The sequence below is a fragment of the Actinomadura monticuli genome (assembly GCF_041463655.1).
Taxonomy (GTDB): domain Bacteria; phylum Actinomycetota; class Actinomycetes; order Streptosporangiales; family Streptosporangiaceae; genus Spirillospora; species Spirillospora monticuli.
Genome location: NZ_JAXCEI010000005.1, coordinates 80171 through 103115 on the forward strand (window position 1 = coordinate 80171; position 22945 = coordinate 103115).

General features: G+C 71.9%; 17 protein-coding genes. 7 read left to right on the top strand and 10 right to left on the bottom strand.

From position 1 onward, the window contains the following. The first annotated feature begins 24 nt into the window (after window positions 1-24). Window positions 25-1530, top strand: coding sequence for a hypothetical protein (locus SM611_RS12235; RefSeq protein WP_371949611.1), 1506 nt, complete (start codon window positions 25-27; stop codon window positions 1528-1530). Here SM611_RS12235 and SM611_RS12240 read toward each other — a convergent pair. From SM611_RS12240 to SM611_RS12275, 8 genes are all read right to left on the bottom strand, one after another. Next, a complete protein-coding gene (locus SM611_RS12240) occupies window positions 1527-2708 on the bottom strand; it encodes a glycosyltransferase family 4 protein (protein WP_371949612.1) in 1182 nt (393 codons plus the stop codon). The genes SM611_RS12235 and SM611_RS12240 overlap by 4 nt on opposite strands. After that, window positions 2705-3451: a hypothetical protein gene (locus SM611_RS12245; protein ID WP_371949613.1), complete on the bottom strand. Its 747-nt coding sequence runs from the start codon at window positions 3449-3451 to the stop codon at window positions 2705-2707. Before SM611_RS12245 ends, SM611_RS12240 begins: the two co-directional genes overlap by 4 nt. Before the next feature lie 111 nt (window positions 3452-3562). Further along, window positions 3563-6970, bottom strand: coding sequence for a bifunctional glycosyltransferase/CDP-glycerol:glycerophosphate glycerophosphotransferase (locus SM611_RS12250; protein WP_371949614.1), 3408 nt, complete (start codon window positions 6968-6970; stop codon window positions 3563-3565). Between the two features lie 89 nt (window positions 6971-7059). Continuing rightward, complete coding sequence (locus SM611_RS12255; protein WP_371949615.1) at window positions 7060-9300, bottom strand: bifunctional glycosyltransferase/CDP-glycerol:glycerophosphate glycerophosphotransferase; 2241 nt, start codon at window positions 9298-9300, stop codon at window positions 7060-7062. Between the two features lie 59 nt (window positions 9301-9359). After that, window positions 9360-10523, bottom strand: coding sequence for an acyltransferase family protein (locus SM611_RS12260; RefSeq protein ID WP_371949616.1), 1164 nt, complete (start codon window positions 10521-10523; stop codon window positions 9360-9362). Window positions 10524-10538: 15 nt separating this feature from the next. Then, complete coding sequence (locus tag SM611_RS12265) at window positions 10539-11687, bottom strand: acyltransferase family protein (protein ID WP_371949617.1); 1149 nt, start codon at window positions 11685-11687, stop codon at window positions 10539-10541. Between the two features lie 13 nt (window positions 11688-11700). After that, window positions 11701-13116, bottom strand: a complete 1416-nt coding sequence (locus tag SM611_RS12270; protein WP_371949618.1) for an LCP family protein — start codon at window positions 13114-13116, stop codon at window positions 11701-11703. A gap of 113 nt (window positions 13117-13229) precedes the next feature. Beyond that, complete coding sequence (locus SM611_RS12275; RefSeq protein ID WP_371949619.1) at window positions 13230-14087, bottom strand: TIGR03089 family protein; 858 nt, start codon at window positions 14085-14087, stop codon at window positions 13230-13232. 177 nt (window positions 14088-14264) lie between these two features. Here SM611_RS12275 and SM611_RS12280 point away from each other — a divergent pair, with 177 nt between their 5' ends. The 3 genes from SM611_RS12280 (at window position 14265) to SM611_RS12290 (ending at window position 18538) form a co-directional block, all read left to right on the top strand. Beyond that, complete coding sequence (locus tag SM611_RS12280; RefSeq protein ID WP_371949620.1) at window positions 14265-16319, top strand: hypothetical protein; 2055 nt, start codon at window positions 14265-14267, stop codon at window positions 16317-16319. 157 nt (window positions 16320-16476) lie between these two features. Beyond that, window positions 16477-17412, top strand: a complete 936-nt coding sequence (locus SM611_RS12285) for a glycosyltransferase family 2 protein (protein ID WP_371950033.1) — start codon at window positions 16477-16479, stop codon at window positions 17410-17412. 16 nt (window positions 17413-17428) lie between these two features. Next, a complete protein-coding gene (locus tag SM611_RS12290; protein WP_371949621.1) occupies window positions 17429-18538 on the top strand; it encodes a glycosyltransferase family 4 protein in 1110 nt (369 codons plus the stop codon). Here the strand turns inward: SM611_RS12290 and trxA are convergent. Together trxA and SM611_RS12300 are read right to left on the bottom strand one after the other, a co-directional pair. Then, window positions 18510-18833, bottom strand: coding sequence for a thioredoxin (gene trxA, locus SM611_RS12295; protein WP_371949622.1), 324 nt, complete (start codon window positions 18831-18833; stop codon window positions 18510-18512). The two genes, SM611_RS12290 and trxA, sit on opposite strands and share 29 nt — an antisense overlap. After that, the gene (locus tag SM611_RS12300) at window positions 18830-19798 is read right to left on the bottom strand and encodes a lysylphosphatidylglycerol synthase transmembrane domain-containing protein (protein WP_371950034.1); all 969 of its coding nucleotides are present in this window, start codon (window positions 19796-19798) and stop codon (window positions 18830-18832) included. The genes trxA and SM611_RS12300 overlap by 4 nt, the downstream gene beginning before the upstream one ends. A 65-nt stretch (window positions 19799-19863) precedes the next feature. On the opposite strand from SM611_RS12300, the gene SM611_RS12305 reads away from it, so the two are divergent. The 3 genes from SM611_RS12305 to manB all read left to right on the top strand — a co-directional run bounded on the left by SM611_RS12305 (window position 19864) and on the right by manB (window position 22942). Continuing rightward, a complete protein-coding gene (locus SM611_RS12305) occupies window positions 19864-20568 on the top strand; it encodes a class I SAM-dependent methyltransferase (RefSeq protein WP_371949623.1) in 705 nt (234 codons plus the stop codon). A gap of 123 nt (window positions 20569-20691) precedes the next feature. Beyond that, window positions 20692-21840 (top strand): glycosyltransferase family 4 protein, encoded by a 1149-nt coding sequence (locus tag SM611_RS12310; RefSeq protein ID WP_371949624.1) that lies wholly within the window; start codon window positions 20692-20694, stop codon window positions 21838-21840. A 34-nt stretch (window positions 21841-21874) separates the two neighbouring features. Then, window positions 21875-22942: a mannose-1-phosphate guanylyltransferase gene (gene manB, locus SM611_RS12315; protein WP_371949625.1), complete on the top strand. Its 1068-nt coding sequence runs from the start codon at window positions 21875-21877 to the stop codon at window positions 22940-22942. Window positions 22943-22945: the final 3 nt, after the last annotated feature.

A 22945-nucleotide genomic window follows, 5' to 3' on the forward strand; every position in this document is an offset into this window, starting at 1 on the left:
ATTCCCGTGGGTAGCGTGGGCCGGGTGCGCGTCCGACTCATCGCCCATGTGCCGTTCGCCGGGGTTCTCGCGGCGGCGATCTGGATCCGGGTCATCGCGGTCCTCGGGTATCCGGCGCCGTTGTGGGCAGGCGACTCCAAGAGTTATCTGGACGCCGCGATCGAACTGCGGCCGGGCGAGTCACGTCCGAGCGGGTACCCGATCCTGCTCTGGCTGATCGAACCCTTCCACAGCTTTACCGTGGTGGTGTCCGTGCAGCACGCCATCGGCGTCCTCACCGGTGTCCTGGTGTACGTCCTGGTGGTGCGCGCGGGACGGGCGACCTGGCCCCTGGACGAGCCCGGACGCCTGGCGTGGCGCGTGTGGCTGCCCGCCGTCCTCGCCGCGGCGCTGACCGTCCCGGTGCTGCTGCCCGTCCACCAGATCTCCCTTGAGCACATGCTCATGTCGGACTCGCTGTTCGCGTTCCTGCTGCTCGCGGCGGTGACGGCGGCGCTGTGGCGGTACCGGTCGACGTGGTGGCTGGGCGCGCTGGCCGGCATGTTCGCGGCGTTCGCGGCGCTCACCCGGACGGCCGGCCTGCCGCTGATCGCGGTGATCCTCGGCGCGATGCTGGTGCGCCGCGCGGGTTGGCGGGCCTGCGTCTCGGCGGCGGCGGCGTTCGCGCTGCCGATCGTCGGCTACATGTTCTGGTTCCAGGCGGAGTACGGCCAGTTCAAGATGGCCAAGTCCGATTCGATCTGGCTCTACGGGCGCACCGCGGCGTTCGCCGACTGCGCGGTCATCGAGCCCCGTCCCGAACTGCGCATCATGTGCCCGGAGCTCACTGATCCGCGCGTCTCGCCCGCGTTCGCCGTCATGTGGACGAAGGACTCCCCGTTCCGCGAGATCCCCGGATGGGTCACCGGTGACGAGGCCGACCGGCTCGCCGGCGAGTTCGCCTGGGCGGCCATCGAGAAGCAGCCTCGCGACTACCTGGACGTGGTCGTCCACGACACGCTCATGGCGTTCAGATGGGACCGTGAGCCGTACCCCACCCCGTGGACGTCGCCGCAGTACGACTTCCCCAAGGGGGAGTCGTGGAAGGACGAGCAGGCGCTCCGCGCCGAGAAGTACGACCCGGACGGCGCCGAGACCAGGGTCGTCCGGCCCTGGGCCGATCGGGTCCTCGCCTACCAGGACGGTTTCGCCATGCCGGGTGCGATCCTCGGGATCCTGCTGATCGGCGGGCTCGCCGGCGCGCTCCCGCACATCCGGTCGCAGGGGAGATGGCGCCCGCTGGGGCCGGTCCGGCACTGGGGGACGGGCGCGCTGCTCCCCTGGGGGACGAGCCTGGCGCTGCTGGTGATCCCCGCCGCGACCGCCGACTTCGACTACCGCTACGTGGTGCCCGCCGTGCCGTTCGCCTGCCTGGCCCTCGGCCTGGCCCTGCTCCCGCCGCCCCGGCGCCCCCGCCCGCCCGCCGCCGTGCCCGTCCCCGTCGAACGGGAACCGGCGAAGGAGACGGCGGGCGCCGGCCGCGGCGCCTAGCGGCGGCCCGAATCCCGGCGGGGCGCGGTCCGCAGCTCGCCGAGCATCTTCTCCCAGTGCACGGCCACCACGGCGATGTCGAAGCGCTCCGCCGACGTCCGGGCGCGCCCGGCCATCCGCAGCCTGAGTTCCTCGTCGCCGATCAGCCGGGACAGCGCCGCGGCGAACGCCGCGGGGTCCTCGGGCGGGACGAGCAGCCCGTCGTGGCCGTCGGTGATGATCTCGCGGGGGCCGCGCGGGCAGTCGAACCCGACCACCGGCAGCCCGCAGGCGAACGCCTCGATGATCGTCATGCCGAACGGCTCGGCCCGCGACGACATCGCGAGGATGGACGCCTTGGCGAACTCGCCCTCCATGTCGTCGGTCGGGTCCATCAGCAGGACGTTGTTGTAGAGCCCGAGCCGGGTGATCTTGCGGCGCAGCTCGTCGCGCCGGGGGCCCTGCCCGTGGATCCGCAGCCGCCACTCCGGATGCTTCTTCACCACCTCGGCGAACGCGGTGACGAGCATGTCGTAGCCCTTGATCCACACCATCCGGCCGGCGGCGACGACGACCTTGTTCTCCTGCCGGGAGCGCGGATACAGCCGGGGCGGCAGCCCGTTCCCGATCGTGTACACCGGGCACGTCCCGGCCGGCAGCAGTTCCTCGTAGTCCGCGCCGTCGGCGACCGTGAGGGTGGTGAGCGCGTCGAGCCGCGGGTACCACTCCTCGAACTCGGCGGCCATCTCCGGCTCGTTGATGCCGAGTTGCAGATGCTCCTGCCCGACGACCACGACCTTGCGCGGCGCGAACCGCGCCGCCAGCAGGTTGAGCCCGGCCCGGGTCGTGACCAGCACGTCGGTGCGCGGCCGCCGCAGGAAACGGCTGATCCGGTCGTCGGTCCAGGCGCTGAACTTGTTGTAGCTGCGCTCCTGCGGGGGGATCAGGGCCGACGGCTCCGGCATCAGCCGCTCGGCCCGTCCGGTGTTCGGCCACGGGACCTTGGCGTCCGGCCGCAGGTCGACGAGGGAACGCAGCCGGACGCGGTCCGACAGCGGTAGGACGGGGCGGTCCCGGTCCCGCAGGACGCTCACGATCTCGACGTCGTGCCGCTGGGACAGCTCGTCCGCGAGCGTGAACGTGCAGCGGACGGTGCCGTCGATGGAGAACGCCTCGAGCAGCAGAAAGGTGATCTTCACTTGGCGCCGTCCTCGACGAGGCTGCACGAGACCGACAGCTGGTCACGGTCGGTGTAGTAGGGGCGGACGGCCATCTCCCGGCCGCCGTGCGCGGCGACCTGCCGCGGGTAGGAGAGCTTGCCCCGCTTGCCGGGCGCGTCGTCCAGCCGGGTGGCGAGGCGGGCGTGGACGTCGCCCACGTCGAGCCAGAGGTCCCAGATGGCGGGCTCCGCCGCGGCGAACTCGGCGACGTCGAGGCTGCCGCGGAACTCCGTCCCGTCGATTAACGCGTCCCGGCGCACCGTGGCGTCGCCGTCGCGGGCGGTGGCGACCAGCAGCGCGCTCTCCCCGGGCCGCGGGCCCGTGTAGGAGAGCCGCCCGACGATCGTGATCTCGCCGTCGCGCGGGTGCACCGCCACCACCTCGGCGTGCGGGGCGACCGTCCGGACGATGAGCGTGACGCTCCCGTCGGCCGCCCGCACCGCCCGGACGTGCCGGTCGCGGGGCAGGTCGGCGTAGGCGCGCAGCCCGTCCAGCGAGAAGCCGGGGTCGTCGGTCAGCAGCGGACGCTCCGTGCCGCCCGCCTCGATCACCGGGGCCCACTTGCCGGGCGCCAGCCCGCCGACGTCCAGGTCCACCGAGCACCGGTCGCCCGTGATGGGCTCCACCCGCGTCTCGCCCGACTTCCGGTGCCGCAGGACGAGGCGCCGCCCGTCCGGCACGGGGCCGGGCCACCGGATGTTCAGCCGGTCGTCGGAGCCCACCCTGCAATGGTTCGCTACCGCGTCCAAGGTCCGCAGCCTTCCCCGATTCCACCGATGCAGCCGCGAATTTTATCAATGCCCGGTTCGTTCCCGTTCACGGGTGGCGACCGGTCAATCCACTGAGCCGAAGACGCGGTCGGCGGTCCGTGCGGCGGCGTGCCCGTCGTCCAGGGGGCAGAAGCGGTCGACGAAGGCGTCGTAGCGCTCCTTGTGCCCGGCGGTGGCGGCGTCGACGTCGCGGATCGCGTCGAGCAGGTCGTCGGAGGTCTCCACGAGCGGCCCCGGCGCCTCGGCCTCGAAGTCGAAGTAGAAGCCGCGGAGCCGGTCCCGGTAGTCGGCGAGGTCGTAGGTGAAGAACAGCATCGGACGGCCCGTGTTGGCGTAGTCGAACATCACCGACGAGTAGTCGCTGATCATCATGTCGGAGATCAGGTACAGCTCGGTGATGTCCGGGTACAGCGACACGTCGCGGACGAAGCCGCCCGGGTCCTCGGGGACGCCGTCCACCACGTTGCTGTGCAGGCGGACGAGCAGCACGTGGTCGTCGCCGAGGACGGCGCGCGCGCGGTCCAGGTCGAGGCGCATGTCGTGCTTGTACCGGCCGCGGCTGTAGTACTGGTCGTCACGCCACGTCGGCGCGTACAGCACGACCCGCTTGCCCTCCGGGATGCCGAGCCGCGCCCGGACCGAGCGGGCGACGACGTCCGCGTCCGGGCTGTGCAGCAGGTCGTTGCGCGGGTACCCGACCTCCAGCATCTCGCCCTTGAACGCGAACGCGCGGCGGAAGATCTCCGTGCTGAACGGGTTCGGCGACAGCAGGTGGCTCCACTCGGGGACGACCGGCCCGTCCGGCTTCTTCTCCTTGCTCTGCAGCGCGGACTTCATCCCCGGCGCGTACGCGAAGTGGACCTCCTTGACGTCCCGCCCGATCTTCTTCAGCGGGGTGCCGTGCCAGGTCTGCAGGACGGTCTGGTCGGGGTGCCGCTGGAACCAGTCGCCGAGCCGGTGGTTCGTGACGATGTAGCGGGACGTCGTCACCGCCTCCTGCCACTCCTTGCCGTTCAGCCGCACGGCCCGCAGCGTGTCCGGCAGCTCGACCTGCGCGTCGTTGACGACCCACAGCTGTTCGAGGTCGGAGCCGCGCCGCAGCAGCTCCTCGTGGATCGCCTTCGGGCTGTCGGAGTACTGCCGGCCGTTGAAGCAGGAGAACAGCACGGCGTCGCGCAGCCCGTCGCGGGCGACGATGCGCCGCGCCTCCTCCCGGTACTTCGCGCCGGCGCTCTTCTCCTCACCGGACACGTCCCCCGTGACGGCGACGACGAGCCTGCCGTTCTTGGTCTCCAGCTCGTAGCCGCGCCGCGCGACCTCCTGCGGCCCCGGCAGGGCGCGCTGCGCGGCCTCCGTCAGCCGGACGGTCAGCGCCCGCTCGCCCGGCGGGCGGAACAGCACGTCCCAGCGGCCGGGGCGCAGCGGCAGGACGCCCGCGACGCCCGGCACGGCCGCCACCGGGACCTCCGCCCGAAGCCGGCCCGAACCGTCCGGGACGAGGTCGAACGCGTACTCCTTGCGGCGCCCGCGGCTGCGCACCACGATCTGCCCGGCGGCGTGCGCCGGATGCGTCGCCGCCAGCGCCAGCGTCCCGCCGGGACCCCACGCGACCTCGTCCACCGAGAGCCGCGTCGTGGCCCGCCGCACCCGCACGTACCCGCCCGGACCGCGCCCCGCGCTCACCTCCAGCGCGCCGAACGTGCGCCGCGCCTCCGCCACGCCCTCGGCGAGGACGAGCGGCCGGCCGTCCGCGGACAGCGCCCAGTCGCGGGTGTCGTCGATCGACTCGGGGTCGATGTCCACGTCGAGCGCGGCGGGGTCGACGCGGGCCGTCCAGCCGCCGGGCCGGGCCGTCACCGGGACCGGGACCCGGGAGTCGCCGAGCGTCAGCTCCAGCTCGGCGGGCGGTTCGCCGGCCGACTCGACCTCGATGAGCAGCGTGTCGTCGTCCCAGCGCAGCGCCGTCGCCCGGTCCCGGACGCGTTCCACCTCCACGACGAAGTTGCCGTCCACGACCTTGGGGACGACGCGCACGTCGTCGGCCACGTACCGGTACGGCGGGTGCGCGCCCGTCCCGGAGCCGCCGCCGCGCACCGGGCCCTGCCGGAACACGCCCGCGTTCAGCACCGCGGCGTGCACCTCCCAGGTGCCCTCGGCCCACGCGCCGTGCTCCTTCAGCTTCGCCGCGTCGAGGGAGAACTCGAAGCCGGTCCAGCCGCCGGACGACTTGCCCGGCTTCGGGGTCTGCCGCGCCTTCATGACGATCTTGCGGTCGCCGTTGCGCAGCGTCACCGTCTTGATCGACGTCCAGCGGCGGCGGGAGCTGACGGAGTTGATGTAGGCCTCGCCGGTGACGACGAGCCGGTCGTCCTCCCACCGGACCGCGTGCGCCCGGCCCCGCATCTTGACCTCGTCGCGCGCCCGGTACACCTCGCGCGGGACGTCGAGCTTGGCGTCCTTCCAGTACGGGTAGACGACGTAGCGGCGCACCGGGTCCCGGACGATCGACGGCGACGACTTGCCGCGCTCGTACCGGACGACCTTCACCAGCTCCATCGTGTGGCCCGTCTCGGCGAGGTGCCACTTCAGCCGGGTCAGCGCGGAGCACTCGGCGAACACCTTCGGCGAGACGCCCTTCGCGTACGCCGCGGCCTGCGCGACGACCTGCTCCCGCTCGTCACCGGACAGGTCGGGCAGGATGTCCAGGAACGTCTTCAGCTCGGTCGTGACGAGGGCGAGCTGCAGCCGCCGCAGGTCCTTGACGTCGCCGCGCTCGGCCAGCCACGCCGTCGCGAGGTTCGCCGCGCCGAAACCGTCCGCGATCTCCTGCAGCTCGGTGGTCGGCGGGTAGCGCCGCGACCGGCGGTGCAGGACGACGTCCGGTACCACGTCCACGGACTTCGCCAGGTGCAGGACCCGCACCATGACCGGCAGGTCGTCGTAGCGGCCGAGGTCGGGGAACTCCAGCCCGTGCGCGTCCCAGAAGGAGCGGCGCAGCAGCGTCCCGGTGATCTTCCGGTCGCGCAGCAGGTCGGGGCTGCGGTGCAGGTCGGTGGCCTTCGCCGGGTCCGCGGTGTCGCCGCGCGGCTTCCACTGCGACACCTGGCCCGTCCACTTGCGGGACGCGTCGGGGCCCTTCGCCAGCTCCGCGCCGGACGCCTCCAGCGCGGTGTGGAGCACGGCGACGGCGTCCGGCGGCATCGGGTCGCCGCCGTCGGCGAACAGCAGGAACTCGCCGCCGCTCTGCGCCACCGCGAGGTTGCGGGCCGCGCCCCGGCTCGGTGCGCCCTGCCGGATCAGCCGGAACCGGTCGTCGGGCAGCGCCGCCAGCGCGGCAGTGCCGGTGCCGTCGTCCACGACCAGGACCTCCAGGTCCCGGAACGTCTGGTCCGCGATCGACTCCAGGGCACCGCCGAGGTTCTCCCCGGCGCCGTGAGTGAGGACGATGACACTGATCCTGCGGGCGGACAAGCGACCCACTCCTTCGATCACTTCGGCCGGCCCCGGTGATGCCGGGGCGGTGACAGGGGGTTCACGCCGCGGGGGGCGTGCGCCGGATGCTACTGCGGTCCGGCGTCGGGCGTGGCGCTCTGCGGCGGATTCGCGATCTTCTCGCCGAGGAACACCCGGCGCACCGCGCGCTCGGCCGCGTCCCCGTCGTCCCACGGGCAGAACCGCGCCTGGAACGCCTCCAGGTTCTTGCCCGCCGCGTCGCCCCACGGGGCCTTCGACACGAACGCGTCGATGAGCTCGTCCTCGGTGTAGGCGACGACGCCGGGCGGGAACTCGGTGAGGTCGAAGTTCACGCCCCGGGTGAGCCGGTAGGTCTCCCAGTCGTTGGCGTAGATCACGATCGGCTTGCCGAGGTTGGCGTAGTCGAACATGATCGACGAGTAGTCGGTGAGCAGCGCGTCCGAGGCGATCATGAGGTCCTCGACGGACGGGTGCCTGGACACGTCGATCACCCGGTCCTCGGGCCAGCCGAGGTCGGCCGCCATGTCCTTCAGCTTGTAGTAGTAGTGCGCGCGCAGCAGGAGGACGTGGTCGTCGCCGAGCTGCTCGACGACGCGGCCGATGTCGAACATCGGCGTGTAGCGGCGCTGGTAGTCGCGGTGCGTCGGCGCGTACAGGACCGCGGTCTTGCCCTCGGGGACGCCGAGTTCGGCGCGCAGCCGCGCCTGCTCGTCCGGCGTGGCGCGCACGAGCCGGTCGTTGCGCGGGTAGCCGATCTCCAGCATCTCGTAGTGGCACGGGAAGCCGCGCTCCCACGCCTCGCTGGTCAGCGGGTTGGCGGAGATGAGGAAGTCCCAGCGGTCGGACCGCTCGATGAGGGCCTTGAAGTCCATGTCGGCGGCGCCGACCGGGTACTCCATCTGGTCCAGGCCCATCTTCTTCAGCGGCGTGCCGTGCTGGGTCTCCAGGTGCACCTGCCCCGGCCGCTTGACGAGGTGGTCGGGGAAGTTGACGTTGTTGACGAAGTACTTCCCGGCGGCGATCGTCCGGTAGTAGTCCGCGGAGCCGGCGACCACGTAGTCCACGCCCTCGGGCATGTCCTTGCGCCCGCCCGGCTTCACGATCCACACGCAGCGGATGTGCGGGGCCAGTTCCCGGACCTTCTCGTAGATCGCGGCCGGGTTGCAGGCGTACCCGCGGTACCAGTAGGCGGCGAAGACGGCGAGGTCCTCCTCGATCGGCATGCGCCGCCGCATCTGGTAGTAGCGCTCCTTGGCGAGCTCCTTGGAGCGCGTGACGCTGCGCCTCTGCAGCTTCCTGACCTTGCGCCCGCGCTTCTTGGCCTTGGCCGAGAGCGTCGGCGAGCTGAGGCGCTCCCAGGCCTTGAAGTCGCCCCGCTCGATCGCGCGGTGCTTGTCGGCGAGGCCCGGCTCGTCGTCCGGCGGCACGTGCCCCGCCGGCTTGTACCGGTTGTAGGTCTTCGACATCTCGGCGAAGAACCGCGGTTTCTCCGACGGGTACACGCGGTCGGCGCGCTCGAGGATGACGAGCAGGTGCCAGATCGTCCGGTTGAACATCAGCGGCCGGAGCGGGTCCATGTCCGGGCCGAGCGCGTCCATGAACGCCCAGATGCGGTCGTACTGGTCGAAGGCGTCGAAGTGCTTGGCGCTGGCCGTCTTCGTGATCGCGCCGCGGCGGCGCTGCCGGTAGACGTAGCAGACCCGGTCGAGGAAGCTGACCCGCTCGGCGGCCATGAGGAGCGGGTAGGTGATGCTGACGTCCTCGTAGTAGCCGCTGTTGAAGCGCAGCCCGTGCTCGATCATGAACTCGCGGCGGATCGCCCGGTTCCAGATCGAGGTGAACATCTCCAGGAGGCTCGGCCGCTCGGCGATCGTGAACACGTCCGGCGCGGGGGGCTCCCGGAACAGGTGGTTGATGATGCTGCGCTTGACCCGCCCGTTCCAGTAGGACCGCGCGTAGTCGAACATCAGGACGTCGGGGCGCGTCTCCCGGAGCCGGTCGACGATCGCGCGCACGGCGCCCTCGGTCGCGTAGTCGTCGCTGTCGAAGAACCAGACGTAGTCGCCGGTCGCCATGTCCATGCCGACGTTGCGCGCGTGGCCGAGGCCCACGTTCTCGGTGAGGTGCCGCACCCGGACGCGCGGGTCGCGCGCGGCGAACTCGTCGAGGATCTCACCGCAGCCGTCCGGCGAGGCGTCATCGACCGCGATGATCTCGAGATTCGGCAGATCCGGGTCGAGGATGGAATCCAGACACTGCCGGATGTACCCCTGCACCTTGTGCACGGGCACGATGATGCTCAAAGAGATGTCGTGATCACTGCTCACGCGTAGGCCAATCAGCTACTCGGTGAATCTGGACTATACCCGCAGATCGTAGGTAGATCTTATGTCCCGCCATGAGAGGGCTTGAGCAGCCATCGTCCCTTGGGTTCGACGGCCCAGCGGGTGAGACGCTGGACGGGCACGCTGGCGAGCAGGACGCCGAGCGCGAGACCGCCGGCCGTGACGAGGAGCAGGCCGAGCGGCGTCCGGAGGAAGCCGCCGTCGAGGACGCCGCCGTACTCCAGCCCCTTCACCACGAGACCGTGCAGCAGGTAGACGTACATCGTCCGGGTGCCGAGCGCGGTGTACCAGGCGCGCCCGCGCGGGACGGCCGCGAGGAACGCCATGCCGAGGACGGCGGCGATCACCAGCGCGAGCAGGCGGTACGCCATGCCCTCCAGCGCGCCGAAGCCCATGTGCTCGTAGCCGCGGTTCCACAGCAGGACTCCGCGCTCGACCTTCGGCACGACGGTGCCGAGCTGCCAGACGTAGGCGACCGGCAGCGCCGCGAGCAGCGCGGCGGCGCCGGCCCAGCGCGTCCAGCCGGGTCCGCGCAGCGCCTCGACGCGGTCGCGCCGGACCGTCAGGCCGAGGACGAAGAACGGCAGCAGCCCGGCGGTCCGGCACAGCGTCGAGTCGGAGTTGAAGCTCCAGCTCCCGGCGACCAGGCACAGCGCCACCGACACCGCGACCGGATTCCGCAGGTGCGACCACAGCGGGGCGCTCAGCCGCCACAGCACCAGCGCGACGAGGAACCACATCAGGAACTGCGGACGGAAAAGTTCGTGCAAGCGGAACTCGTTCCCCCTGATGACCACCAGCTGCATCCGGTAAAGGACGTCGAAAATCACATAGGGCACGATCAACGTCGGGAAAATAACCCGGAATTTCTCCGTCGACTTCATGAAGCCGCGGGAGAAGTAACCGGAGACGAACACGAACGCCGGCATGTGGAAGGCGTAGACGAGCGAGTAGACCGCGTTCACCGCGTGGCTGTCGTTGCGGAAGACCTCCCAGACGTGGCCGAGGACGACCAGCATGATCAGGAAGAACTTCACGTTGTCGAAGTAGGCGTCGCGCTGCTTCGGCGCGGGCGCGGGCGTCCCGCCGGCCGGGGCCCGGCCCACGGGCGCCAGGCCGTCGGGGACGGTGACGTCGGGAGCCGTGACGGCCGGCGCGGGGGCGGGCGGCGCCGGGGGACGCGGCGGGGGGAGGGTGTCCGTCATGGGTGTGCGCGCTTCCTACCGTCGGCCCGGCCGCCGGAGAGGTGTGAAGACCCAGGTCATCTTGGGTTCCAGGGCCCAGCTCATCGACCGGACGACGGGTTTGGAGCACAGCGCCGTCCCGACGACGAGGGCGCCGCAGATCACGATGATGGTTCCGGGCACGGTGTGCATCCAGTCCGCGCCCCACCAGCCGGTGAAGTTCAGCAGCCGGGTCACGAACCCGTGCAGTAGGTAGGCGTAGAGGGTGTAGGCGCCGAGCTGGGTGAACCAGTGGCGGCGGCGGGGGATCAGGCTGAGGAACGCGGCGACGAACACGGTCGCGGCGACGAACATGATGAGGCGCATCACGGTGCCGTTGAAGTTGCCGACGCCGAGTTGGTAGTGCGCGTGCTTCCAGTAGATCCAGCTCCGCGACATGTGGTTCATGACGAGGTACGTCCCGGCGAGGCCGGCGGCGAGGACCACCGCCCCGATCGGCCGCGCGATCGGCTTCTTCAGCAGCTCGAAGTGCTCGGGCCGCAGCGTGAGGCCGAGGACGTAGAACGGCAGCAGCCCGATGACGCGGTGGATGTCGAACGTCCCGCCGAGGTCGCTCATGTACGACAGCAGCGCGAACCCCAGCGCCACCGCGAGCGGCCAGCGGATCTGCTGCCACACCGGGGTGGACAGCCGCCACATGAACAGCGCGATGAGGAACCACGTCAGGTAGTACGGGTTCAGCAGGCTGATCTCCAGCGTGTTGCGCCCGGCCAGCCAGTCGTAGAGCGAGTAGGCGGTCTCGAACACCACGTAGGGCACGCCGACGTGGGTGATGAGCTTGCGCGCCTTGCCGCCGGCGAACGTCCAGTTCCGCGAGAAGTAGCCGGTGATCACGATGAACAGCGGCATGTGGAACAGGTAGATGAAGATGTACAGGCCCTTGGCCATCGGGACGTTCAGCAGGTTGGCCAGGGAGTGGCCCGCCACCACCAGCAGGATCGCGAAGTACTTGGCGTTGTCGAAGAACGGGTCGCGTTCCTTGCGCGGCTTGGCGGGCTGCGCGGGCGCGGGTGCCTGCGCGGTGCCGGCGGCGCCCGCCGCGGCCGGCGCCGCCGGGTCGGGGGACGGCGGGTGCGGGGGGAGCGGAGCGGTCTCGGCTCCGGAGGGCCTGGTGGTGTACGTCATACGCTGCCCGGGGTCAGGTGTCGCAGATGTTGTCGCTGGCCCGGATCTCGCCCTGCTGCTTCGGGATGCCGGCGCCGGCGCTCTTCAGATTCGTCCAGTTGCGTCCGACGACGAGGTCGACGACGCCCGGCGTGGCGCCCTTCCCGCGCGCCGTCGGCTGCGGTCCGCTCGGGATGAGCGCGGCGAGCGTCTGGGCCTGCTGGTCGGCACCGGAACCGTACAGCACCTTGGTGGCCGCGGTGGCGGGGGCGTTCCCGCCGACGGCCACCTGGAAGCCCTGCGACTCCAGGTCGTCGGCGACGCGCCCGGCCTGGCCGTCGACGCCGCTGCCGTTGTAGACCCGCACCCGGACCTGGCTCGGCGGGATCTTCGACGCCCCCGCCTTCGGCTCCTTGGGCACGGTCTTGTCGTTGCGGACGGCGGCGAAGAACGGCTGCGCGGCCTGGGAGAGCGCCACCCGGTTGATGTCGGCCGGGTCGGGCCCGGACGGGACGGTCACGAACCGCAGCTTGCCGGTGGTCATGCCGGACATCTCCTGGGCGATGTCCATCATGACCTGCGGTGTCAGCTCCTTGTCGGTGGTGAGCGACTTGGTGACCGCGTTCATCAGCGCGTAGAGCTTCTTGGGGTTGCTGAGCACGCCCGCGCTCATCGCCTGGCCGGCGAGGGCCCCCATGAACTTCTGCTGGCGCTTGATGCGGTCGGTGTCGGAGCCGTCGCCGAGCCCGTGCCGGACGCGCACGTAGGCCAGCGCCGTCTCGCCCGAGATCTTGTGCTTGCCCTTGGACAGCCGGAGCCCGGACTTGGGGTCGTTGACCGACTTCGGCAGGCAGACCGGGACGCCGCCGATCGCCTTCGTGATGGTCTTGAACCCGGTGAAGTCGACCTGCATGAAGTGGTCGACCCGGATGTTGGAGATGCTCTCGATCGTCTTGATGACGCAGGCCGCGCCGCCGTTGGTGAACGCCGAGTTGATCTGGGCGCGGGACTGCGCCGGGATCGTCCCGCCCTTGCGGCTCTTGCAGGACGGCATCGGGATCATCAGGTCGCGGGGGAAGCTGATGCCCATCGCCTGCCCGCCGCCGGGCGACAGGTGCAGCAGGATCATCGTGTCCGAGCGGGGCGCCTCGTTCTTCAGCGACCGGCCGTACTTGCCGTTGGCCCCCGCGCGGGTGTCCGACCCGAGCAGCAGGATGTTCATCGCGCTGTTCAGCTTCTTCGGCCGGTTGGGGCCGAGCTGCGCGTTGACGTCCTCGTGCGAGATGTTCCCGAACGCCTTGCGGTACAGGCCGTAGGCGGTGAGGGAGCCGGCCACCATGACCGCCGACAGCCCGATGCACACCCATCCGAGGATGCGCCAGCCGCGTCGCGGCGCCGGCTGCGGGTCGGCGTCGTCGACGTACTCCATGTACATCGGGTTGCTGTTCATCGGCTCCGGGTCCGGGGTCTCAGCGGTTCTTGAAGGTGCGGGAGGTCATCCCCCGCACGGGATCGCCCGCTTTCAGGGGTCGGGTGACGGGACTGGGGCAAGGAGAGCGTAGGTCAGGAGAGCCGGTACGGGGACCCGGATGCGTCATTCGGTCCGGGTGGTCCGGCCACCACCGTCACATGCTCCACGGTTGCACGTCGATCTAGGGTCGCTTTGTCAAAGTTTCGTTGGATTATGACGGAAGCACCCGAGGCTAGTGGTGCGAGCAGCGCGATCAGTACCCCGTCCAGTGTGGTGAACGGCATGTCAACCAGCAGGCGGTCGCGTGCGTCAAGCTCCCATTTCTCAGCGGCGTCGCGCGCGGCGCCCACCAGCTCCCCGGCGCTGAGTGTGGCCTTTGTCACATTCTGGGCGGCCACATGCAGCGCGGGAGCCCCGGGCGTCACCGCACGCCCCGGAGAGAACCGGTCGCCGTACGCGCGCACCTCCTCGGCGTAGTCGGTCACGCCGGGCGGGCAGTCGGCGAGCGGGCCGCCGAGCGAGTGCAGCGACAGCCCGACGATCTCCTCCGCCTCCCCGTCCGCGAGCACCTCGTCCAGCACCTCCTGCGCCGCCGCCAGGATGTACGGCCCGGACGAGCCGATCGGTTCGCCCGCGTCCCGTCCCCGCACGGCCGCCGGATCGACCGGCTCGGCGACGAGCCCCGCGGACCAGCACGCCAGCAGCCACACCGCGGTCTGCCAGTGCGGCGGCAGGACGAGCACGACCCGGTCGCCCGGCTCGGCGCCGAGGCCGTCCACCAAGAAGTTCGCCGTCTTGGCGACCCAGTTGTCGAACGTCCGCGCGGACAGCTCGACGCGTTCCCCGGTCGCGTCGTCGTAGAAGGTGACCAGGGGGGTGGACGGGTCGTCCGCCACCCGCTGCCGCAGCAGCTCGGCGGGCGTGGCCGCGCTCGGGTCGTGTGCGCTCATGGCCAGAGCGTATGCCCGCATGATCGTCCGAGAGCCACCACCCGCCCGCTGCCGCTACGCTCCGCACGGGTGGATGACCACCCGTTGAACCACGCAGGCGGACGAGCACCGGGCTCAGGAGCACGGGCACTGGGCTCACGAGTGCGGGCACTGGGCTCACGAGTACGGGGCGGGGAGATGAACGCTGGTCGGCTGCTCGTCCGCGTCACCGTCGTCCCGGCGCTGCTCGTCGTGGCGTGGCTGGCGGTGTCGCTGCCGCTGCTGATGGCGGGCGTGTTCCGGCCGGGCCCGGCGATCGCGCTGTTCGCGCCGGTCGCGGCGGGGGCGCTGTGGCTCGGCCTGCGGTCCCGGCCCCGCGACCTGCCGGACGGGCGGCGGGACGGCCCCGGGGGCGGCATGGCCGCGGCGCCGTGGTGGGCGACCGGCGGCGTCCTCGCGATCGCCGTCGCGTTCCTGGCGCTCCAGGTGGCCATGTGCTCGGAGCAGATCGTCGTCCGCCGCGACCCGGCGTCCTATGTCCAGTTCGCGACCTGGCTGGCCGACCACGGGTCGCTGCCCATCCCGCGCATGACGGACGCCTTCGGCGGCCCGGACGCCGTCCTGAAGTTCGAGAGCCCCGCCTTCTACCAGGACGGCGGCGCGATCGTCCCGCAGTTCATGGCGGGCATGCCGCTGGTCCTCGCGCTCGGCGGCTGGGTCGGCGGGACGCACGGGATCCTGCTGATGGCGCCGCTGCTCGGCGCCTGCTGCGTGCTGTCGTTCGCCGGGCTCGTCGCGCGGCTCGTCGGCCCGCGCTGGGCGCCCGCCGGGGCACTGCTGCTGGCGCTGACGCTGCCGATGCTCTACGTCTCGCGCAGCACGTTCAGCGAGCTGCCCGCGATCGTGCTGCTGCTGGGCGGGTTGTCGCTGATGGACGACGTCCGCCGGGAGCGGGGGCGGGCCGCCGGTACCAAGGCGTTCCTGGCGGGCGCCGCCCTCGGGCTCATCGTGCTCGTCCGCATCGACGGGCTCCGGGACGTCCTGCCCGTGCTCGCCTTCGCCGGCCTGCTCATCGGGCTCGGGCGGCGCACCGGCCCGTGGGTGGCCGGCGGGCTGCTGCTCGGCGCCGGCGCCGGGCTGGCCGAGGGCTTCACGCTGTCCCGCCCCTACCTGACCTACCTCGGGCCGTCCCTGAGGCCGCTGCTCGCGATCAGTGTCGCGGTGCTCGCCGCGACCGTCCTGATGGCGGTGCTGCTGCGCTGGGAGCCGTCCGCTTCGCGGCTGCGCGGGCTCGGCTCCGCCGTCGCGAGGGGCCGGCTGCCGGACGCCGCGGCCGTCCTCACCGTGCTGGTGATGGCGGGGTTCGCGGTCCGGCCGCTGGTGCAGACCGTCCGCCGGGTGCCGGGCACGCGCGACGACGAGCTGAACGTCCAGTTCATCGAGACGATCCAGCGGATCCAGCACCTCGACGTGGACGGCACCCGGCAGTACTCGGAGCTGTCCCTGTACTGGGTCGTCTGGTACATCGGCGTCCCGGCGCTGCTGTTCGCGACGCTGGGCGCCGCACTGCTGGCGCGGCGGCTGCTGCGCGGGCGGTCGCCCGAATGGCTGCTGCCCTACGCGATGGTCGTCTGGACGACCGCGCAGGTGCTGCTCCGGCCGGGGATCACGCCCGACCATCCGTGGGCGTCGCGGCGGCTGATCGGCCTTGTCATCCCCGGCCTGCTGCTGTTCACCGTGTTCGCGTCGGCGTGGACGGTGCGGCGCGTCCGCCGGGTCGGGTACGGGCCCACGCTGGTGAACCGGGGCGCGGTCGCCGGTGTCGCGCTGATGCTCGTGCCGATCGTGCTGACGTCCGGCGCCTTCATGGTGACCCGTACCGAGCAGCACGAGGTGGGCGCCGTGCGGGGCATGTGCGACGCGCTGCCGCCGAACGCCTCCGTCGTCGTGGTCGAGCAGTCGACCGCCGACCGGTTCCTGCAGGTCGTGCGGGGGATGTGCGGGCTGCCGTCCGCGCGGGTGAGCGGCGGCGCCACGCCCGCCGATGTGCGGCGCGTCGCCGCGGGCGTGTCCGGGGCCGGGCGGCGTCCGGTGATCATGGCGGCGAAGCGGGAGCAGGTCGCCCCGTACGGCGCCCCGGAACGGGTCCTGTACGTGCGGACACGGCAGGACGGGCGCACCCTCACCAAGCCCCCGGGCGGGACGTGGGGGCTGTCCATGGAGGTCTGGATCGCCGAGCCCTCGGCGTCCTAACGGCTGCCCGCGTTCGCCAGGACGAGTATCCTCGCGCTGCGTGAGCACCCAGTCTGCCGAGCCGAAGACCGAGACCGCGCCCGCCGAGACCGCGCCCCCCGAGGCCGCCGGGTCCGCCGGGTCCGCGCCCGCGGCGCCCGCCGAGCCCGCCGGGGCGGTGCCCTCGCCCGCGCCCTCGCCCGAGCCGGCGCGGCCGCCGGCCGGGCCCGTCCACGTCACGATCGTGCTGCCCTGCTACAACGAGCAGGACCACGTGATCGACGAGGTCGAGCGCATCTGCCGGGCGATGGACGGCAGCGGCAAGACCTACGAGCTGCTGGCCGTCGACGACTGCTCGACCGACGACACGCTCGCCCGGCTGCGCGAGGCCGAGCCCCGCTTCCCGAACATGCGGATCATGGCGTTCCAGCACAACAGCGGCTCGGGGACCGTCCGGCGCATCGGCTCCCAGCAGGCCCGCGGCGAGATCGTCGTGTGGACGGACGCCGACATGTCCTACCCGAACGAGCGGATCCCCGAGCTCGTGGAGGCCCTCGACGCCGACCCGTCCATCGACCAGGTCGTCGGGGCGCGCACCACCGAGGAGGGGACGCACAAGGTGCTGCGCGTCCCCGCCAAGTGGTTCATCCGCAAGGTCGCCGAGCGGCTCACCAACTCCAGGATCCCCGACCTGAACTCGGGGCTGCGCGCGTTCCGCCGCGAGGTGTCGCTGCCGTACCTGCGGCTGCTGCCGCCCGGGTTCTCCTGCGTCACCACGATCACGATCGCGTTCCTGTCGAACCAGCACCCGGTCCGGTACATGCCGATCGACTACGCGAAGCGGGCCGGGAAGTCGAAGTTCCACTTCACCAAGGACGCTTACCGGTACATCCTGCAGGTGCTGCGGATGGTCATGTACTTCAACCCGCTCAAGGTGCTGATGCCGCCCGCGCTGTGGCTGATCGTGATCGGGCTGCTCAAGGGCGTGTTCGACATGGTGGTGCACTTCGGCTACTTCGCCAACAACACCATCATGATCTTCGTGACCGGGTTGATCATCGCGTCGCTGGCCCTGCTCGCCGACCTGATCGTCCGATCGCGCGGCGACGTCTAGCGTGGCGGGCGGCGGCATGCGCATCGCGATCGTCGGACCGGCGTTCCCGTACAAGGGCGGCGGCGCCCGGCACACGACCGAACTGGCGCACCGGCTGGCGGCGGCCGGCCACGACGTCGTCATCGAGTCGTGGCGCGCCCAGTACCCGGGGTTCCTGTACCCGGGGCAGCAGACGATCTCCGAGCCGGAGGGCGAGCCGTTCCCCGGCACCCGGCGCCGGCTCGACTGGCGCCGCCCGGACGGCTGGTGGCGCGCCGGCCGCGCCCTGCGGTCCCGCGACCTGGTCGTCCTGGTGGTGCTGAGCACCGTGCAGGTGCCGGCCTACCTGGGAATCCTGGCGGGCATCCGGCGGAAGACGCGGGTGGTGGCGCTGTGCCACAACGTCCTGCCGCACGAGCGGAAGCCGTACGACGAGCCGCTGATGAGACGGCTGCTGCGCAAGGTGGACGGCGTCCTCGTCCACACCGAGGCGCAGGCGGAGGTGGCGCGCGGGATCACCGGCCGTCCCGTGCGGGTGGCGCAGATGGCCCCGCACCTGCCCGCCGAGCGGGCCCCCTCCGAGGGCGACGGTTCACAGGGCGGGGCCAAGGTGCACCGGCGGTTGCTGTTCTTCGGGCTCATCCGCCCCTACAAGGGCGTGGACGTCCTGCTGCGCGCCCTCGCCGAAGGCCCGGACGACGTGTCGCTGACCGTCGCGGGCGAGTACTGGGGCGACTGCCTGGACGACCTGCGCGAGCTGGCGCGGTCGCTGGACCTGGAGTCGCGGGTGGAGTTGCGGTCGGGCTACGTCCCGGCCGCGGACGTCCCGGGGCTGTTCGCCTCCGCCGACGCGGTCGTCCTGCCGTACCGGATGGCGACCGCGTCGCAGAACGTCCTGATGGCCTACGAGCACGGCCTGCCAGTGATCGCCACCGACGTGGGCGGGTTCGCGGCCCAGGTCCGCGTGGGCGTCGACGGGCTGCTCTGCCCGCCCGACGACGTCGCGGCGCTGGCGGCCGCGCTGCGCCGGTTCTACGAGCCGGGGGAGCCGGAGCGTTTCCGCTCCGGCGTCCGGCCGGTCGACGACGGCCCGCTCTGGGCCGCCTACATCGACGCGCTCACAGGTGCGGTTCGAGAACCTTCATGAGGGCGCGCTTCGGCTTGGCGCCGACGATCTGCTCGACGACCTCGCCGTTCTTCAGCAGCAGCAGGGTCGGCAGGCCCATCACGCCGTACTTGTTCGGCGTCTGCGGGTTCGCGTCGTAGTCCATCTTCGCGATCTTGATCTTGCCGTCCTGCTCCGCGGCGATCTGCTCCAGCACCGGAGCGATCATGCGGCACGGCCCGCACCAGTCGGCCCAGAAATCGACCAGTACGGGAGTGTCGCTCTTCAGGACCTCGTCCGCGAACGTCGCGTCGGTCACGGTGATCGGGGCCGTCACGGTCCCTCCTTCGTAGGCTGCGTATCCCTCACAAGCTGCTTGGAGGGCGGTTCATTCCCGGCGGGCGGGGCGGTGCGTCCCAGCAGGATCGCGACGCCCGCGTTGACCAGGTCGGCGATGGTGAGCAGCACCCGGGACGCGATCGCGACCACGACCGGGGCGCCCGCCGGCAGCACCGGCGTCAGCACCACGGTCAGCGCGGCCTCCCGCGCCCCGATGCCGCCCGGCGCGATGAAGACGAGGAACCCGGCGACGAACGCCAGCGCGTAGGCGCCGGTCGCGACGAACGGCAGGCCCGGCCCGTCGCCGCCGACGGCCATGCACAGCAGCCAGGTGTGGACGCCGAACAGGGCCCAGCCGAGGACCGTCCAGCCGATGGCCCGCAGCGTGACGCCGAGGCTCACCGGGTGCTCCAGCGGCGGGCGCCGGATGAGCCGGAGCATCGTCCCCAGCGCCCAGGTCACGATCTTCGGGTGCAGCAGCACCAGCAGGACGGGCGCGAGCAGGAACAGCCACCAGTACTCGTCCCGCGCGGTCTTCGACGTCAGCGGCAGCGTCACCGCCGCGACGGCCAGGCCGCACGCCGTGGACGTCGCCACCGCCAGCAGCGTCGAGCCGAAGCTGCGCTCCGGCGGCACCTTGTGCTCGCGGGTCATCTCGATCTGCGTCACCAGCGCCCAGACCTTGCCGGGCACGTACTTCCCGAGCTGGGAGATCCCGGAGATGCGGAAGATGGCCCGCACGGGCAGCGGCGACCCGAGCCCGGCGAGGAACTCCCGCCAGCCGAGCATCCAGACGAAGAGCCCCGCCAGCCCCGCGGCGAGCGCGCCTGCCAGCGCGGCCCACGACATCTGCTCGAATGCGCGGACCGTCGCGTCCCACTGGGAGGCCACGCTGTAGGCGCAGAACGCCAGCGCGAGCAGCACCAGGAGCACGCGCAGCGCCCGCACGGCGACGACCTTCATCTTCACCCGCCCAGCGTAGGCGAACGCGACCTCCCACCCGTCCGCTCGCCCTACAGTTGGGGGCGATGAAGATTTCGGATGTGGTCGCCTTCATGGGGCACCAGGTGCACGTGTGCCGGTACCGCGAGGCGGGGACGCTGCTCGACTGGATGGGGCGCGACCTGCGCGGCAGGCGCGTCCTCGACGTCGCGGGCGGCGACGGCTACTGGGCGGGGCGGGCGCGCAGGCGCGGCGCCGAGGCCGTCTCGATCGACCTCGCCCGCACCAAGATGGTCTACGGGCGGACGCTCGCGCACGCCCCCGCGCTGATCGAATGCGACGCGCTGCGGCTCCCGTTCGCGGACGGGTCGTTCGACGCGGTCCTGTCCGTCTGCGCGATCGAGCACTTCGACGACGGCGGCAGGTCGCTGGACGAGATGGCGCGGGTGCTGAAGCCCGGCGGTGAGATCTTCATGTCCGCCGACGTGCTGAGCCGCGCCGACGCCTGGCCGAAGCTGCGCGACGCGCACAAGGCCAAGTACCACGTCCAGCACACCTACACCCACGACAGCCTGCGCAAGCTCATGGACGAGCGCGGCCTCGACCTGGTGAAGCACAGCTACCAGTTCCGCACGGCCGCCAGCGAGCGCCTCTACCTGTCGCTGTCCACCTACGGGGGCAAGGTCGGCTTCAACGCCGCCGCGCCGCTGACCCCGCTCGTCGCCCTCGCCGACCGCAAGGCGCCGAACGAGCGCGGCAGCATCGTCCTCGTGCGGGCGCGTAAGAGGTAGCCAGCGGGTAGGGGCCTCATCGTGAATCGCGTGGAACGAGGTCACCCGAGCGCACGCCCGGCGGGCGTAGGCTCGGGGAGTAAAGGGTGATCTACGCCACCGCGCTGGATGGGGGAATGGACCGTGGCGCCTCGAATTCTCCTCGACGCCACCGCCGTGCCTGCCGATCGCGGCGGGCTCGGCCGGTACGTGGACGGGCTCCTGTGCGCCCTGCACGCGCAGGGCGCCGATCTCGCCGTCGCCTGCCAGCGGGCGGACGAGAAACGCTACGAGGGCCTCGTCCCCGGGGCCCGGGTCGTCGCCGGCCCGGCGACGCTGGCGCACCGCGCCACCCGCCTCGCGTGGGAGCAGACCGGCCTGCCGCACGTGGCCGAGCGCGTCGGCGCGGACGTCATCCACCTGCCCACGTACACGATGCCGGTGAGCGCCCTGCTGCCCACCGTCGTGACGATCCACGACGTGACGCTGTTCGCGGAACCCGAGCTGCACGACCCGGTCCGCACGTCGTACATCAAGTCGGCGACCCGCACCGCGGCGCGCCGCGCGACCCGGCTCATCGCCCCGTCCCGCGCGACCCGCGACGAGCTGGTCAGCGTCCTCGGCGCCGACCCGGCGCACATCGACGTCGCCTACCACGGCGTCGACCACGAGGTGTTCCACCGGCCGTCGGAGGCCGAGACCAAGCAGGTCTCCGACCGCCTCGGCCTGCACGGCCGCCCCTACGTCGCCTACCTGGGGGCGCTGGAGCCGCGCAAGAACGTCCCGAGCCTGATCCGCGGCTGGGCGCGGGCCTGCGCGGGCCGCCCGGACGCCCCCGCCCTCGTCCTCGCGGGCAGCGGCGGATGGGACGACGAGGTCGACGCGGCCCTCGCCACCGTCCCGCTGGACCTGCGCGTCCTGCGCCCCGGCTACCTGCCGTGGCCGTCCCTGCCCGGTTTCTTCGGCGGCGCCCTGGTCGTCGCGCTTCCGAGCCGCGGCGAGGGGTTCGGCCTGCCCGTCCTGGAGGCGATGGCATGCGGCGCGCCCGTCCTCACCACGCGCCGCGGCCCCCTCCCCGAGGTGGGCGGCGACGCGGTCGCCTACACCGAGCCCGACCCGGCCGGCATCGCGTCGGCGCTCGCCGCGCTGATCGACGACCCGTCCCGCCGCGCCGAGCTGGCCGAGGCCGCCCACGCCCGCTCCCAGGAGTTCTCCTGGTCGGCGTCCGCCGAGGCGCACATGGCCTCCTACCGGCGCGCGGTCGACCAGTACGCCGCATCCCGCACCCACTAGGCTCTCTCCGACCTCGCGCGGAGAAAGGAATCGAGTGGAAGCGATCCTCCTGGTGGGTGGCCAGGGCACCCGCCTGCGCCCCCTGACGATCTCCACCCCGAAACCCCTGCTCCCCACCGCCGGCGTGGCGTTCCTGGCGCACCAGCTCGCCCGTGCCCACGCCTCCGGCGTCGAGCGCATCGTGTTCGCCACGTCCTACCGCGCCGAGATGTTCGAGGCGGCGTTCGGGGCCCACGCGCACGGCGTCGACCTCGCCTACGTCAGCGAGAGGGAGCCGCTCGGCACCGGCGGCGCCATCCGCAACGCGGCCCGCGCGCTGACCTGCGGCCCGGACGACCCGGTCCTGATCCTGAACGGCGACATCCTGTCGGGCCATGACGTCCGGGCCCAGGTGAAGCTGCACGAGGAGGCCGGCGCGGCGGTGACCCTGCACCTGACGGAGGTGGACGACCCGTCCCGGTTCGGCTGCGTCCCGACGTCCGACGACGGCCGGGTGACCGCCTTCCTGGAGAAGACCTCGCACCCGGTCACGAACCAGATCAACGCCGGCTGCTACGTCTTCCGCCGCTCCGCGATCGACACGATCCCCGAGGACGAGGTGGTCTCCGTCGAACGCGAGACCTTCCCCAGCCTCATCGCGTCGGGCGCCCTGGTCATGGGGCACGTGGAGTCGGCCTACTGGCTGGACGTCGGGACCCCGGAGGCGTTCGTCCAGGGCTCCCGCGACCTGGTCCTGGGGGCGCTCACCTCTCCCGCGATGCCGGGCGACCCGGGTGAGCGCCTGATCCTCCCCGGCGCCCAGGTGGCCCCGGGCGCTGTGGTGCGCGGCGGCACGACGGTGGGCCGCAACGCGGTGATCGAGGCGGGCGCCACCGTGGTGGGCAGCGTCCTGCTGGAGAACGCGTTCGTCGCCGAGGGCGCCACGGTCTGCGACTCGGTCCTGAGCCGCGGCGCCCGGGTGGGCCCCGGCGCCGTCCTGGACGGCGTGGTCCTCGGCGACGGCGCGGTGGTCGGCCCCGGCAACGAACTACGCCCCGGCCTGCGGATCTGGCCGGGCATAGAACTCCCCCCCACCGCCATCCGCTTCTCCACCGACGCCTGACCC

Bases quoted from the DNA above. Each gene is read 5' to 3' on its own strand.
- SM611_RS12290 (WP_371949621.1), top strand. From the start codon at position 17,429: ATGCGCATCGCGATCGTCGGACCGGCGTTCCCGTACAAGGGCGGCGGC.
- SM611_RS12265 (WP_371949617.1), bottom strand. From the start codon at position 11,687: ATGACGTACACCACCAGGCCCTCCGGAGCCGAGACCGCTCCGCTCCCC.
- SM611_RS12270 (WP_371949618.1), bottom strand. From the start codon at position 13,116: ATGAACAGCAACCCGATGTACATGGAGTACGTCGACGACGCCGACCCG.
- SM611_RS12260 (WP_371949616.1), bottom strand. From the start codon at position 10,523: ATGACGGACACCCTCCCCCCGCCGCGTCCCCCGGCGCCGCCCGCCCCC.
- SM611_RS12275 (WP_371949619.1), bottom strand. From the start codon at position 14,087: ATGAGCGCACACGACCCGAGCGCGGCCACGCCCGCCGAGCTGCTGCGG.
- SM611_RS12300 (WP_371950034.1), bottom strand. From the start codon at position 19,798: ATGAAGGTCGTCGCCGTGCGGGCGCTGCGCGTGCTCCTGGTGCTGCTC.
- SM611_RS12280 (WP_371949620.1), top strand. From the start codon at position 14,265: ATGAACGCTGGTCGGCTGCTCGTCCGCGTCACCGTCGTCCCGGCGCTG.
- SM611_RS12305 (WP_371949623.1), top strand. From the start codon at position 19,864: ATGAAGATTTCGGATGTGGTCGCCTTCATGGGGCACCAGGTGCACGTG.